Origin of the sequence: Sorangium sp. So ce281 (assembly GCF_051527395.1) — a bacterium.
In the GTDB taxonomy this organism is placed as follows: domain Bacteria; phylum Myxococcota_A; class Polyangia; order Polyangiales; family Polyangiaceae; genus Sorangium; species Sorangium cellulosum_B.
Genome location: NZ_CP150322.1, coordinates 10,583,936 through 10,598,286, shown reverse-complemented (window position 1 = coordinate 10,598,286; position 14,351 = coordinate 10,583,936). Strand labels below are relative to the sequence as shown.

General features: G+C 71.4%; 12 protein-coding genes. 7 read left to right on the top strand and 5 right to left on the bottom strand.

The window, feature by feature from the left end:
- Window positions 1-330: 330 nt before the first annotated feature.
- The 4 genes from WMF27_RS40525 (at window position 331) to WMF27_RS40510 (ending at window position 3,729) form a co-directional block, all read left to right on the top strand.
- Complete coding sequence (locus WMF27_RS40525; RefSeq protein ID WP_437943464.1) at window positions 331-1,758, top strand: phosphomannomutase/phosphoglucomutase; 1,428 nt, start codon at window positions 331-333, stop codon at window positions 1,756-1,758.
- Window positions 1,759-1,760: 2 nt separating this feature from the next.
- Complete coding sequence (gene prmC / locus WMF27_RS40520; RefSeq protein WP_437943463.1) at window positions 1,761-2,642, top strand: peptide chain release factor N(5)-glutamine methyltransferase; 882 nt, start codon at window positions 1,761-1,763, stop codon at window positions 2,640-2,642.
- 209 nt (window positions 2,643-2,851) lie between these two features.
- Window positions 2,852-3,232 (top strand): phage holin family protein, encoded by a 381-nt coding sequence (locus WMF27_RS40515; RefSeq protein WP_437943462.1) that lies wholly within the window; start codon window positions 2,852-2,854, stop codon window positions 3,230-3,232.
- Window positions 3,229-3,729: a hypothetical protein gene (locus tag WMF27_RS40510; protein WP_437943461.1), complete on the top strand. Its 501-nt coding sequence runs from the start codon at window positions 3,229-3,231 to the stop codon at window positions 3,727-3,729. The genes WMF27_RS40515 and WMF27_RS40510 overlap by 4 nt, the downstream gene beginning before the upstream one ends.
- On the opposite strand, the gene WMF27_RS40505 is transcribed toward WMF27_RS40510, so the two are convergent.
- The 5 genes from WMF27_RS40505 to WMF27_RS40485 form a co-directional block, all read right to left on the bottom strand.
- Entirely contained in the window at window positions 3,714-4,409 is a 696-nt protein-coding gene (locus tag WMF27_RS40505; protein WP_437943460.1) for a hypothetical protein, read from the bottom strand. The two genes, WMF27_RS40510 and WMF27_RS40505, sit on opposite strands and share 16 nt — an antisense overlap.
- Before the next feature lie 1,615 nt (window positions 4,410-6,024).
- Window positions 6,025-6,855 (bottom strand): hypothetical protein, encoded by an 831-nt coding sequence (locus WMF27_RS40500; protein ID WP_437943459.1) that lies wholly within the window; start codon window positions 6,853-6,855, stop codon window positions 6,025-6,027.
- A gap of 225 nt (window positions 6,856-7,080) precedes the next feature.
- Window positions 7,081-7,563 carry a hypothetical protein gene (locus tag WMF27_RS40495; RefSeq protein ID WP_437943458.1) on the bottom strand — a complete coding sequence of 161 codons (483 nt, stop codon included), beginning with the start codon at window positions 7,561-7,563 and terminating at the stop codon, window positions 7,081-7,083.
- Between the two features lie 28 nt (window positions 7,564-7,591).
- Window positions 7,592-8,458: a hypothetical protein gene (locus WMF27_RS40490; protein WP_437943457.1), complete on the bottom strand. Its 867-nt coding sequence runs from the start codon at window positions 8,456-8,458 to the stop codon at window positions 7,592-7,594.
- 67 nt (window positions 8,459-8,525) lie between these two features.
- Window positions 8,526-9,515 carry a tetratricopeptide repeat protein gene (locus tag WMF27_RS40485; RefSeq protein WP_437943456.1) on the bottom strand — a complete coding sequence of 330 codons (990 nt, stop codon included), beginning with the start codon at window positions 9,513-9,515 and terminating at the stop codon, window positions 8,526-8,528.
- A gap of 946 nt (window positions 9,516-10,461) precedes the next feature.
- Between WMF27_RS40485 and WMF27_RS40480 the strand changes: the two genes are divergently transcribed.
- From WMF27_RS40480 to WMF27_RS40470, 3 genes are all read left to right on the top strand, one after another.
- On the top strand, window positions 10,462-11,754 hold the full coding sequence (locus WMF27_RS40480) for a sensor histidine kinase (RefSeq protein WP_437943455.1): 1,293 nt from the start codon (window positions 10,462-10,464) through the stop codon (window positions 11,752-11,754).
- Entirely contained in the window at window positions 11,751-12,299 is a 549-nt protein-coding gene (locus WMF27_RS40475) for a response regulator transcription factor (RefSeq protein WP_437943454.1), read from the top strand. The genes WMF27_RS40480 and WMF27_RS40475 overlap by 4 nt, the downstream gene beginning before the upstream one ends.
- A gap of 68 nt (window positions 12,300-12,367) precedes the next feature.
- Window positions 12,368-14,197, top strand: a complete 1,830-nt coding sequence (locus tag WMF27_RS40470; RefSeq protein ID WP_437943453.1) for a glycoside hydrolase family 15 protein — start codon at window positions 12,368-12,370, stop codon at window positions 14,195-14,197.
- Window positions 14,198-14,351 lie beyond the last annotated feature (154 nt).

Sequence of the window (14,351 nt, the reverse complement as noted above, 5' to 3'; positions counted from 1 at the left end):
CCGGTCCTCTGTGGGCGCGTCATCATGTGGTCCTGGGCTCCACGCGCCCAAGTTACCCGTCCGGCGGCCAGGAACGCAATCCGTGAGCCGGCGAGGCGGCGCGGCGGGCCGATCGCGATGTCGGCGCGGCGAGGCGGCGAGGCGAGGCGGCGCGATCGCGGTGACGGCGCGGCGAGGCGGCGGCGAGGCGGCGGCGAGGCGGCGGCGAGCCGGCGAGCCCACGCTGCGCGCGCGGCGTTTTTCGTTTCGCCCACGATTGCGCCGTGTCAGAGCGTGCGAGGCGCCGGCCCGCCCTGCAGCGCGGGCGCCGCGCGCTCCTCTGCCTGGTCCATGAAGGTCCCCCGACACATCTTCCGCGAGTACGACATCCGCGGCGCCGCCGAGCGCGACCTCACGAGCGAGCTCGCGCGCGAGCTCGGCGCCGCGTTCGCCCTGCTCCTCGGCCGCGAGCTCGCCGCGGGGGCGCCTCCTCGCCGGGCCCGGCCGCAGGTGGCGGTCTGCCGGGACGGCCGCCTCTCGAGCGACCGGCTGTTCTCCGCCGTCACGGACGGCCTGCTCGCGGGCGGCGCCGACGTGATCTCGGCGGGGGTCGGGCCGACGCCGCTGCTCTACTTCGCGGCGCACCACCTCCACGCCGACGGCGCGATCATGATCACGGCGAGCCACAACCCGGCGCCGGACAACGGGTTCAAGCTCATGCGCGGCAAGGCCTCGTTCTTCGGCGAGGACATCCAGGCCCTCGCCGACCTCATCGAGGAGGGGGGCGCCGATGGCCGGAGCGCCGCGGCGGCGCGGGGCGCGCTCACCGAGGTCGATCTCGCGGAGGACTACATCGCGGCGGTGCGCGCCGCGTCCCGCCTGTCCGGCACCGACGTCCGCTTCGTGATCGACGCCGGCAACGGCGCGGCCGGCCCGCTCGGCGTCCGGACGCTCGCGGCGCTCGGCTTCACGCCGGACGCGCTCTTCTGCGACATCGACGGCCTCTTCCCGAACCACCACCCGGACCCGACCGTGCCCGAGAACCTCGAGGCGCTCCGCGCCCGCGTGCTCGCGACCGGCGCCGCGCTCGGCGTCGCGTGGGACGGCGACGGCGATCGGATCGGCGTGGTCGACGAGCGCGGCGAGGTGCTCTGGGGGGACAAGCTGCTGCTCCTGTTCGCGCGCTCGCTCCTCGCGGAGCGCCCCGGCTCGGCCGTGCTCGGGGAGGTGAAGTGCTCCGAGACGCTCTACGCCGACATCGCCGCGCGCGGCGGGCGCCCTATCCTCTGGAAGACGGGCCACTCGCTCATCAAGACCAAGATGAAAGAGGAGGGCGCCCTGCTCGCCGGCGAGATGAGCGGGCACATGTTCTTCGCCGATCGGTGGTTCGGGTTCGACGACGCGATCTACGCGACGGTCCGCCTGCTCGAGATCGTCGCCCGGGCGCGGCGGCCCGTCGGCGAGCTGCTCGCCGACGTGCCGGAGACCTTCGCCACCCCCGAGATCCGCGTCGACTGCCCCGACGCCGTGAAGTTCGAGGTCGTCCACCGCGTGACCGAGCACTTCCGCCGCGCCCGTCCGGTCGTGGACATCGACGGCGCGCGCATCGACTTCGGCGGCGGGGCCTGGGGCCTCTGCCGCGCCTCCAACACCGGCCCGATCCTGGTGCTGCGGTTCGAGGGGCGGTCCGTCGCGGACCGCGACGCGGCCCGCGCCGAGGTCGAGGCCGTCGTCACCGCCGCCGTCCGCGACGCCGTCGCCGCCGCACCGCTCCCGTGACCATGTCCTCCGAAGGCGAGCAGCAGAGCGAGGCCTGGACGATCCGGCGCGTGATCACCTGGGCCACGGGCGACCTGAAGAAGCGCGGCGCGTCCTCGGCGCGCCTCGACACCGAGCTCCTGCTCGGCAAGGTGCTGGGCATCGATCGCGTCGGGCTGCTCATCGACGCCGAGCGGCCGCTCGACCGGGCCGAGCTCGCCGCCTACCGCGAGCTGCACCAGCGCCGCCGCGCCGGCGAGCCGGTCGCCTATCTCCTCGGTGTGCGGGAGTTCTACGGCCGCCCGTTCCGCGTCGATCCGCGCGTGCTCATCCCCCGCCCCGACACCGAGATCCTCGTCGAGGTGGGCCTCGCCCGGACGAGGCACCTCGCCCTCTCCGCGCGCGTGCTCGACCTGTGCACCGGGTCCGGCTGCGTCGCCGTCAGCCTCGCGTGCGAGCGGCCGACCAGCCGCGTCCTCGGCATCGACATCTCGGACGGCGCGCTCGCCGTCGCCCGCGAGAACGCGCTCCGCCTCGGCGCGGTCAACGCGGGGTTCCTGCGCTCGGATCTCCTCGACGGCGCGCCTTCCGGCCTTCGCTACGACCTGATCACCGCGAACCCACCGTACATTCCGGACGAGGACGTCGCCGCGCTGCAGATCGACATCCGCGGCTACGAGCCCCACCTCGCGCTCGCGGGGGGCCCGGACGGCCTCGTCTTCACGCGCCGGATCGTCGCGGGCGCGCCGGCCTTGCTCGCTGCCGGCGGGGTGCTGGCCGTGGAGGTCGAGGCCGGCAAGGCGGGCGCGGTGGCCGAGCTCTTCGCCGCGGCGGGGTTCGGCGACGTCGCGAAGCACCTCGACTACGGCGGGCACGAGCGCGTGGTCTCCGGCGTCCTGCCCTGATCGCCCGCCGCCCGGGGGGGGCGGGCGGCCGCCGCGGCCGCGCGGCGCGCGCCTCCGCGAGGATGGGGCTGGCGCGCTGTATGCACGGCGACGCACGGCGAGGGTGGCGTGGCGCAGTCGGTGGCGGGGGCTCGGTGGGTGACCCGCGCGCCGCCGGCTGCCTGCGCCGCCCCCGAGCGCGTTCACGCCGCGAGGCGAAGAGGTGTCCCATGAGGCAGGTGGATCCCAGGCCGGAGAGCTCGACGGCAGATCTCGTGAAGGAGGCGATCGCCGAGGCCAGGGAGCTGATGCAGGTCGAGGTCGCGCTGGCGCGCGACGAGATGAACGAGGAGATCTCGCGGGCGAAGGCGTCGTGCGTCGCGCTCGGCGCCGCGGCGGCCGCGGCGCTCCTCGGGGTCGCGCTGGTGCTTGTCGCGATCGCGCTGGCGATCGCGCCGGAGCCGCTGCCGGCGCTGCTGATCGGGCTCGCGTTCATCGCGCTGGCGATCGTGGTGGGCGTGGTCGGCTACCAGCGCGCGCCGAAGAGGCCGCTCGAGAGGACCCGGGGCCGCCTCGGGGCGGACGTCCGGCTGGTCCGGGAGCTCGTATGAAGGGGCTGAACGGTCAACGCGCGGACTTCGAGCGCAGGGCGGACGAGCTGCGCGACCGGCTGATGCACACGATCGAGGCGCTCGATCGGCGGCGCCACGCGCTCGTCGACGTGCGGTCGCGGGTGCGCCGGCACGGCCCCGAGGTGCTCGCCGGCGGGCTCCTGCTCGCGATCGCGGGCGGCGCGGCGGCGATCGTGCTGATCAAGAAGGCCCGCGCGCGCAACGAGCGGCCGGGCGGCGAGCGCCTCCGCGCGCTCGTGCGCTTCTGGCGGCACCCGGAGCGGGTGGCGCCGCGCGGCAAGCCGAGCGTGTCCCGCGAGATCGGCCGGAGGATCCTGGTGGGCATGGCGTCCTACGTGGCGATGCAGCTCATCCGGCGCGGCGTCCGGCGCACGCTGGCGCTCCCGGAGGGGGACGCGCAGGCGCGGCGGAGCCCGCTCGCGCTCGGCGCCGCGGCGTCGAGGACCAGGCCGCCGTCCGGTCAGGGCCCGGTGTAGAGGGCGGTGCGCCACCCCAGGTAGAACCCTGGCTGGCGGACCGACGTGCTCCACGTGTAGTCGGCGTAGAGCCACGGGCCCATCGCCACCTTCCAGAGCCGGATCCCCTCGTAGAACACGCCGCCTCCGATGCGGGCCGGCAGGGCGCCGTCGATGACCTCGGCGCCGTCGGCGTCGGAGGTCGTGTACGCGACGCCCGTGCCGGCGTCGAAGGCGACGCCGACGTCCCTCCACCGATCCGCGAGCGAGAAGAGCGGGAAGACCTCGGTGTGGAGCATGAACCCGCCGGCGAGGGAGGCGTGGTCGGCTGCGCTCAGGCCGTGTCCGCCGAAGGCCGCGCCGAACGTGAGCCAGTCCGCGAGCGCGCCGCCGATCCAGACATAGCCTCCGGCGCCGATCCCGACGCCGGTCTCGGTGTAATGACGCTGGAATCCGATCTTCTGGACGTCGTTCTGGAAGCCGGCGGCGCTCCCGAGCGCCAGGCCTCCGGCGATGCCCGCGGCGAGCCCGCCGCGCCGCACGGCGGATCTGGGCGCGAACAGCGGGTCGGCGGCGGGCGTCTCTCCGGACGCCGCCGGCTGCGCCGCGGCGGCCGCGGGGAGCAAGCTGAGGCCAAGGAGCGCCGGCAGCGCGGCCGCGCGCGCGCGTCGGAGGTGGCGGAGGTGGGGACACGTCGCCATGGGCTCCCTTTCCTATACGATGACGCGGGGCTCGGCATCGCAATCCGCCGACTCGCCGCGGACCGGCGCACCGGGCTGATGGCGCGCGATCGGGCGCGTCGGCCTTGGCCCGTGCTCCGGCCGTCCCGCCGAGGCGCCGCGGAAGACGGGGCTGCGGGAGGCGGAGAAGGGGCTGCGGGAGGCGGAGACGACCTCGAAGAGGGCGGAGGCGACCTCGAGGAGGGCGGAGACGACTTCAAGGAGGGCGGAGACGACCTCGAAGAGGGCGAAGACGACTTCGAGGAGGGCGGAGACGACCTCGAGGAGGGCGGAGACGACCTCGAGGAGGGCGGAGACGACCTCGAAGAGGGCGGAGGCGACTCTGAAAAATCAAGGACTGGACGCGCACTTACGCTGCTTCATCTCGACCCGCATGCCGGTCTCCCGCTGCTCCGACCGCCTCGCCCGGGCGGGGGCGGCCTCGCCCCCTCGCCAAGCGAGATGCGGCGCTGACAGCTCCAGCACCCGTCGTCGTGCTCGGAACTTCGACGCCTGCGTCCCCGGAACGTCGCTTCCCCATGCACGGCGCTCTACCCACGCCGCCCCCCCTCCACAAGCACGCTTCGGAACGCGGTCTGCGGAGCGGCTACGTACGCGCAGCCAGGAGGCAGCGAGGACCTCCTACGTCTTGCGTGCTCTTACCGGCACGGCGCTCCTGCCCGATAAACCTCCCAGGGCTGCTTGCTGCTCCGGTTGCTCTTGTCTGCGGCCGCGTCCGCCCGTGCCTGTGCTCGTTTTGCATCGCGGGGCGCCAGCATGGCCCGACTCCATGTGCGTACGAGCAGAGGTTCAGATGGGCTGTGGGCGGCTCGTTCGAAGAGGGAACGATCGCCGATGAGCGAGAGAGCGATGAGGCGATCGCTCGCGAGTGCCTCTGCTTCGGAGCGATCGAGGGTCCACCCCTCCGGGCATCGGATCTGCGCGAGCACGTCCGGTCGCGGTGAAGACCGTGTCTGATCCTCTGCAATAGTACGTAGAAACGACCGCGATTGATCGTCACCGATGGCGTGTGCCAACGCGAGCGCAAGAGCTCGGAGTGACGTCTGCCCTCGCGCCCCCATCGCATCGTTCAGGGCCCCAAGTGGGTAAGGCGCGCCGACGTGCGCAGAAGCTTCTCCTAGCTCCAGGAGCGAACGAGGCAACGAACGCAGGGCAGGCCCAGGGACTCGCAGCAACGAAAGCACGATTGCGCGGCGCTCGTCGGGAGGAATGTTCGATCTCGTGACCCATCGGCGGAGGGCTTCGAGGCCGCGCGTATCCCGCGTTCGTGCGAGGACCTCGGCGACGATATCTACCGGAGTGGAAGACGTCACTTCGCTGCCGAGCGTCACGAATGCGGCTTCCCGAAGGGTTCGCCAATCAGGGCTGTTTACGGCCGGCAGCGGCGCTGTTCCTGCCGCAATGGCGAGGAAACGGGAAAGCCTGTCCTCCTGTGCCTGAACCGGTATCGGCGCCGCATCGAGAGGAGGCGGAGAAGTTGCGATCGTCCTGCTAGGCGCGAACGCTTCCGGCGGCGACTCACATCCGAGAGGTAGACTCAAGGACCCTGCGATTACAAGCGCAATACCTTGGATCCTCATACGTAAAGTGAATCTCGCAGGAACCGTTCCAAAAACGTCGTCAGTATGGGAGGCGGAAAGGTCCTATATCCGCCGAAGATCGCGAACTGGTGCCGCGTATCGTCGTCGAAACGCATGTCGGGAGCTTCCTTCACCACGTGATCCCAGTAGGGGTTGTCGCCTTGTTTCCAGCCATCTTCGGTGAGTGGTACGGTCGTCACGCGGGGCAGAGGGTCTGGTGACGTGATGCCGGCCATCTGTTTCACGGTCCGCACGATGCTCTCGTTCGCGACCATACGGTATGCGCCGCCCACGAGGCGCAGGCGCGACTCGGGCCGTGACATGGCCCATTGTACAATGGTGCCTGCATAATCAGCAGTTCCCGTGGCGTCGAACCCGTACACTTCATCGGTGCGTTGGATCGTACTTTGAAGCGCAGGCCAAAGCCCATCGCCGCCGCGGCTGAAGCCCGACAATCCGAGTCGCCCCAGGCGAACCTGGCTGACTCCACGGCCGATGCGCTGCTCGGCCCAGAGCAGGTGGAGCGCGGCTTTGAGGAGCCCGGGGAGGCCAGGATTGATGGCTTCGCCAAACTGGGCGCCGCTCGGCCATGGGTGTATCATCACCACCGCTTTCTTGGACTCAACGAGCGACTTTTCGAAGCTGCAGCGAATCAAGTTATACCGCTGTGTTCCGTCAATGTAGTCGCGTTCCCAATAGGGTACGCTCAGGTCGCTCTTGGGAGCTAGAAGGTAACGAGCGAGCGCGCTCATCTGGTGGGGCTGATTTACGGCCGTGTAGGGATATGAGGCAGGCCGGAAGAACACCAGCGTGGCGATCGATGACATGGATGATGTTTGGCAGATGTCAGGAATGCTCGCGAACCAGATGAGGGGGGTCCTTGCGTATACCCCAAGACACAAAGGCTCGTGCCAGGTTCGTGCTCTTTTTGGTAATAAGCCCAATTTTGTGCATACGCGGCCGGGCGCGTCGCGGCGCCCCTGCCTCCGGCTCAGGAGAACGCGCGTGCCCCGCCGCGGGCGCGCGCCGAACCCGGCCGCGCCCGCCGTGCCCTACTCGTTCTCGCACTCCTTGACATGAAACGATGCGGAGACGAGCCATGCACGATGGCCGTCGAAGGCCCGCAGGAGCTCGCAGTCGGCCGCCGAGAACTCCACGTCGCGCGGATCGCCGCCGACCGTCGCCACGACGTCGCAAAAACCGCCATAGCGCTGCTTTTTCAGCTCTGTGATGACGTTCGGAGCGAGCTCTCCGTTCTCTCTCTCCTTGCTGACGAACAATGCGATCACCTTGAGAGGCGGATCGCCGTCGCGCGCGCGCTCCAGCATCATCGACAACTCGCCATCGTCCGTGTCGCACGCCGTTGACCAACGCTCTCCCGTTTTCACGAACCGCTGCCCATCATCGCCGGTGTCCAGGACCAGGGTTTCGTCGTCGAGAAGGATGGACGCTTTCCCTGCGATGTCCGGGTAGTTCTCGCATGCCATCGCAGGCAGCGATAGCATGACCAGGAGCGTGCGCCGCATGCTCGACATGCATGTCTTCATAGTCCGCATGACTGCTCTAGGTCTCGGGCAAGGCGCACACGACGTGAGGCTCGCGTCGCTGCAGGGGGCCGATGACGGCCGGAACGCTGGGGGAGCAGGCGCCCGGCGCCGCCTCCACGAGCGAGGCGCGCACGGCGCCGAGCGGCAGGGACGAGCGGATGTCCGTACAGGGCATCTCCCCGAGGCCGGCGGAGAGCGCCGCATCCATGCGGTCATTGCACGCGCTGTCTCCGTACAAAGTGAGCTCGGCGACGCACGTGCCTCCCGCCGGCGGACCACACTCACACGGGGCGCAGGCGCGGTCGTCGATCAGCTCCTCGAAGAACTCGTGTCGGGTGTATCCATCCCAGCAGGTGCCGTCGCTGCCGGCCTGCATGCAGGCGATGAACCCCGGCGGCTCGTGGTCGGTGTCGCCGGCGCACACCCGGACGAACCTCGCAGGGACCGGCGGCGGTTCGGGCGTCTCCGAAGGCGTACACGGCGAGAGCGCCGGCGGGTCGTAGAGGATCGACGCGAGCTCGTCGGCCGGGACGGGCGATGGCAGCGCGGCGCACGTCCCATCCCATCCGTCGCCACCATCGACGCTCACCGAGCTTCCACCGCCGGGGCAGCTCAGCGCGTCCGTGGTCAGCCGGGAGGGCAGCACGCACGCGGCCGGCCCGCACGCGCACCCATCGCAGCGATCCGGCGGCTCTTCGGGCATCCATCCCTCCCACCGGGGCGGCTGGCCGTCGGCGCAGGGCGGCGCCTCGTCCTGCGGCCCAACCCACATCCACAGCACGGGGATCGTGTAGGGCGGCGGGGTCATCAGCGGGACGAATGATTCGTCTTCACACGCCAGCAGCGTCATCGCGGAGAGAGCCAGGCAGATCAGCCGTCGCATCGGTCGATCCTCCTGCGAGCTTCACGAGGCGCACCGAGGAGATGGCCCTCTATGGCGTCGCCGGCGCTCACCATCGAAACCTTATCTCTGCGCCGTGGGTCGCCACCCGGATCTGCGTGTCGTTCGGCAGCCACACGTACACGAGGGTGGCCACGCCCGCCGCCGCCCCCGTGACGAGCGCGCCGGTCCCGAGGACGCTCATCAGCTTCCCGGTGGCGGCCGTATCAATGATTTCGTTGTAGTCAGGCCGAAGCGCCGTGCCCGCCGCTCGCCCGGAGTCAGCGCTCTTCCAGGCAGCCGTCGCCTCCTGCTTAAACCCCTGCGCGCTCTGCAGGCACACGGCGCCCGTGACCAGCAACCCGACGGAGGCCATCGTGCCTGTGACGACCACCCGGAGATCCGGCCCGGGCCGGGCTGCCCCCTGCGGCGGCCCCTTCGGCGCCGCCGGCCCAGGAGCCGGCGACCCAGACGCCCGCTCCGGCCCCTGCGCGCGATCCACCGGCGCCGGCTTGTCGAGCGTGAGCGGCACCGGTTTCGACTCGCCCGCCTCCACCTTCACGCTCGTGCGCGCGACCTGACCATCCTCGCCGACGGCCGTCACCTCGTGCTGGCCGGGCGGCACGAAGACGCGGCTGCTGCCATGCTTCACCCCGCGGCCGTTCACGAGCATGCCCACGACGCCGGGCGCCGGCACGAGGACCATCTCGCCCACCCGCGTCCGGGCACGGGCGAGGTCGGCGTGACGCCGCTCGTACAGGCTCCGCTCCTGCTTCGTGCGGGGGGCCGGCATCTGGTCGACGCACTGCGACAGCTCCACCATGGCCTCCGCCCAGCGGCCCATCCGCGCGTCGAGCTGCCCCATGGTGCACATCGCGACGTTCGACCGCTCGATCTCGTAGACCTCGGCCCACAGCTCCCGGGCCCGCGCGATATCGAGGCGAGCCACCGCCGCCTCGGCCTCGCGGATGAGCTCCTTGACGGGCCGGGAGCGCTCGGGAGGCCCCGCCGCGTGCGCGGTGGCGGTCGTGAACAGCACGAGGAACAGCGCTGTTCCCAACGGAAAACAGGTTGCTGGCCGAGGACTGCGCATGCACCACTCTGGTCGATGAAGGGCGCCCGGCACACGCGACAGCGTACGGTGGCGCGGCGTTCCTCTTAACATCGTTAACATCGTTCGTGCGTGCGCGTCTAGGCCTTTCCAGGGCGCCGGAGGCTCCGAGGGACACCGGGCGTTGCATTGCGTATTCGGGACGAAAATTCTCATCGGACGTGCATCGATGGCGGTCCGTGGAGATATCGCCGCTTGTTTCGGACCGGCGAGCTCGTGCACTCTGGGACGCCACGGGAGGGGGCGCCGTGAAGGGGCCGGTAAAGATGGGGCGGCGAACCCCCGCCGCGGCCCAATCGTCCTGCTTCTGCTTCCCCATCATGACCTTGAACGCCAGCATCCTGGACAGCACATCGCGATCGCCGTCGGCGCAACGGTCGCGCGGATTGCCGGGGGCGTCGGACGGTGAATGCGCGTAAATCTCGGCCTCGAGCAGGTCCAGCCGGTGCAGCTCCTCTTCCAGCTGCATCTCTCCCACCATCACGGCGCTCGCCGAGGGATCGGGCTGCCCGTGCCGAGATCGCGCGCCGGTCGAGGCGCAGCCCACCGTCGACAAGAGCAATAGCCCGAACACCGCTTCTTTCATGGCGCTCAGCCTACACGCTCTCTCACGCGGCGACGAGACGGAAGACATGGCGGCTCTTGAGGACGGAATGCGTGGTTGTCGACCGGAGGTGGACATCGGAGCACGAGCGCCGTGCGCGCCGAGCCGGCGAGACGGCGGCCGAGAACGCCGAGGACGCGAGGCGCCGAGCACCCCGCCGGCGCGGCCGGAGACGGCGCTCCGCCATGGAGACTGTCGACCAAGAGATCCTCGATCCGCTCCGGCGTGCCGTCGTCGGTGCCCAGACCGCGTCGCGCGCGCCCTCCGGCGCTTTCGCGCTATGATCTCGCCGTGACGCACGAAGCTTCCCTGGAGCGGGCGCCGGCGGGCGGGATCGTCCTCCGGTGGCTCGTCGGGCTGCGCTGGGCGGTGTTCGCGCTGCTCGCGGCGACCCTGGCCGTCGACGAGGCGCTGTTCGGCTACCACGTCCGGTACGCCATCGCCGTGCCCATCCTGGCGCTGGCCGCCGGGCTCAACCTCGCCCTCGACCGTCGGGTGCGCTCGGAGCGGGGCGCGCAGACGGCCCTCGTCGCCGGCGTCGTGGCGCTCGATCTCGTCGCGATCGCCGGGGTCCTCGCCGCGTCGGGCGGCGCGGGCAACCCGTTCAGCGCCCTCTTCTTCGTGCACGTCGCCCTCGCCGCGGCGCTCCTGCCGCCGCGGACGACCTTCGCGCTGGCCGCGCTCGCGGCCTGCCTCTTCGCGGCGCTCTTCGCGCTCCCCGTCGGCGCGTGTTGCCCGAGCCACCCGGAGCACGGCGCGTTCTCCACCCACCTCTACGGGATGCTCCTCGCCTTCGTGCTGAGCGCGGCGCTCGTCGCCCACGTCCTCCTGAAGATCCGCCGCGCGCTCGACGAGAGCGCGGCCGAGAACGCGGCGCTGCGCCGGCGCGCGGAGGAGGCGTCCCGCTTCCAGGCGCTCGGCGCGCTCGCGGCCGGCACCGCCCACGAGCTCGGCACCCCGCTCGGCACGATCGCGGTGCTCGCCGGGGAGAGCCTCGGCGACCCCGGATCGAGCGACGCCGCGCAGCGCCGCGCCCGGACGATCGCGGAGCAGGTCGAGCGCTGCCGCGTGGTGATCGCGCGCATGCGGGCGGACGTCCGGGCGAGCGACCTGCGCGCCGGGGTCGACGTCGGCGAGGCGGCCCGGCGCGGCGTCGAGGCCTGGCAGGCGGCGCACCCCGGCGTCGCGGTCGAGGTGCGCGCCGATCTCGCGCCGCGCCGCACGGTGCCGCTCGACGCGGCCGACGTCGAGGCGGCCCTGTTCGCGCTGCTCGACAACGCCCTCGAGGCGCTCGGGCCGAGCCCCGCGGCCGCGGAGCCGATCGTGGTCACCGTCGGGGACGAGGGCGGCGCGCCGGTGATCAGCGTCGAGGACGGCGGCGCGGGCGTCGCGCCCGGCCTGGAAGGGCGGCTCGGCGAGCCGTTCGTGACGACCAAGGCGCCCGGCGAGGGCATGGGCCTCGGGCTCTACCTCGTGCGGACGCTCATCGAGCAGGTCGGCGGCTGCCTCACCGTGTCGCCGAGGCAGGGGCCTGACGAGCGCGGCACGCGCGTCGCCCTGCGCCTCGCGCCGGTGGACTCGTGAGCTCCGAGGCCGCCGGCGAGCCGACGCTGCTCATCGTCGACGACGACGCGACCTTCCGGACCGCGCTCGGGCAGGCGCTCGGCAAGAGCGGGTTCGCGGTGTCCCTCGCCGCCAGCGCCGAGGAGGCCGCGGCGATGGCCCGAGGGCACGTGTTCGAGTACGCGCTCGTGGACGTCCGGATGCCAGGGCAGAGCGGGATCGACCTCGTGGGGACGCTGCGGAGCATGGATGACGGCATCCGTATCGTGGTGTTCACCGGATACGGCACCATCGCGAACGCGGTGGCGGCGATCCGGGCCGGGGCGGTCGATTACCTGACCAAGCCGGTGGACGCCGCCCAGTGCGCGCGGTCGCTGCTCGGCGTCGCCCCGACCGCGCGCGGCGAGGACGACGAGGACCTGCCGTCGCTCGATCGGGTGGAGTGGGAGTACCTCCAGCGCGTGCTCGCGGACTGCGAGGGGAACATCTCGGAGGCGGCGCGCAAGCTCAGGATGCACCGCCGCTCGCTCCAGCGGAAGCTCTCGCGCCTGCCGCCGAGATCGTGAGGGCGTGGCGGGGAGGATCGACGAGAGGCGGTTCCGCTCGGTCGAGCGGGCCCTATGATGGAGAGGCCATGCCCTACAACCCCATCGAGTCCTACGGTGTCATCGGCGACATGCACTCCGTCGCGCTGGTCGGCATGGATGGATCCATCGACTGGTGCTGCCTCCCTCATTTCGACTCCCCGAGCGTGTTCGCGGCCATCCTGGACGACGAGCGCGGCGGCCGCTTCGCGCTCTCCGCGGCGGACGGCACGTCGCGCAACAAGCAGATGTACATGCCCGACACCAACGTCCTGCTCACGCGCTTCCTCGGCACGGACGGCGTCGGCGAGGTCTGCGATTTCATGCCGATCCACCGGGACACGTACGGCGCCTACCGCCGCGGGATGCACCAGATCGTCCGCGTCGCGCGGGCCGTCCGCGGCGCGGTGCGCTTCCAGCTCGCCTGCCGCCCCGCGATCGACTTCGCCCGCCGCCCCCACCACCTGATCCTCGACGACCCGCGCGGCGCCGTCTTCGACTCCGATGGCCTCGACCTGGCGCTCATCAGCCCGGTCCCCCTGTCGAGCGACGGCGCCGGCGGCGTCACGGCCGACTTCGTGCTCCAGCCGGGCGAGTCGGCCACGTTCTCGCTGCGCCAGGTCGAGGACTGGACGGAGAGCGCCGATCTGCTCGCCAGGCCGATCGACGGCGAGGACGCCCTCCGGCGCACGGTCGCCTTCTGGCGGTCGTGGCTCGCCCGCTCGCGCTACAAGGGGCGCTGGCGCGAGATGGTCGACCGCTCGGCGCTCGTCCTCAAGCTGCTCACGTTCGAGCCGACAGGCGCGATCGTCGCCGCGGCGACGACCAGCCTGCCCGAGGAGATCGGCGGGGTCCGCAACTGGGACTATCGCTACGTCTGGGTGCGCGACGCCGCGTTCACGCTCTACGGCTTCCTCCGGCTCGGTTACACCGAGGAGGCCGCGCGCTTCATGGAATGGCTGAGCGCCCGCGTCTCCGAGGAGGACGGCCCCACCGGGCCGCTGCAGCTCATGTACGGCATCGACGGACGCCACGAGCTGCCCGAGGTCGCGCTCACCCACCTCGATGGCTACCGCGGGTCGCGGCCGGTCCGCGTCGGCAACGGGGCGACGACGCAGCTCCAGCTCGACATCTACGGCGAGCTCATCGACTCGGTATATCTCTTCGACAAATACGGATCTCCCATCTCTTATGATTTCTGGCGCGAGCTCCGGCGCATGGCCTACTGGGTGTGTCAGAGCTGGGAGCAGACGGACGAGAGCATCTGGGAGGTGCGCGGCGGCAAGCAGCAGTTCGTCTACTCGAAGCTCCAGTGCTGGGTCGCGCTCGACCGGACGCTGCGGCTCAGCGCCAAGCGCTCTCTGCCGCTCGACCGGCAGCGCGTCGCGCGCGCGCGCGACGACATCTACGAGGCGATCATGGCGCGCGGCTGGGACGCGCAGCGGAGGACGTTCGTGCAGGCCTTCGGCTCGAGCGCGCTCGACGCGAGCAACCTGCTCATGCCGCTCATGCGCTTCATCTCCCCCACCGATCCGCGGATCCTCGGCACGCTCGACCGCACGCTGGAGGAGCTCGCGAGCGACACGCTCGTCCACCGCTACGAGCTCGGCAAGGGCGCGGGCGACGGCCTGACCGGCAAGGAGGGCACGTTCAGCATCTGCACCTTCTGGCTCGTCGAGGCCCTCGCGCGCGCTGGCCGCCTCGACGACGCGCGCTTCATCTTCGAGAAGATGCTGACGTACGCCAACCACCTCGGGCTCTACTCCGAGCAGATCGGGCCGAGCGGAGAGCTGCTCGGCAACTTCCCCCAGGCGTTCACCCACCTCGGCCTGGTCAGCGCGGCGTTCTACCTGGATCGCGCGCTCGGTCAGGGCGGCTGAAGGTCGGATCTGGGTCCTCGCGCGCTCCCCGCCGGCGAGCGGCGGGGCGTGGCGTATGCGCGAGCGGTGGAGGGGAGAGGGCGGCTACCGGCCGCCCGGGAACTCCAACCCCGGGCGGCCGGCGCGCGCGAGCCTGGTCAAAGGAGGGGGCTGG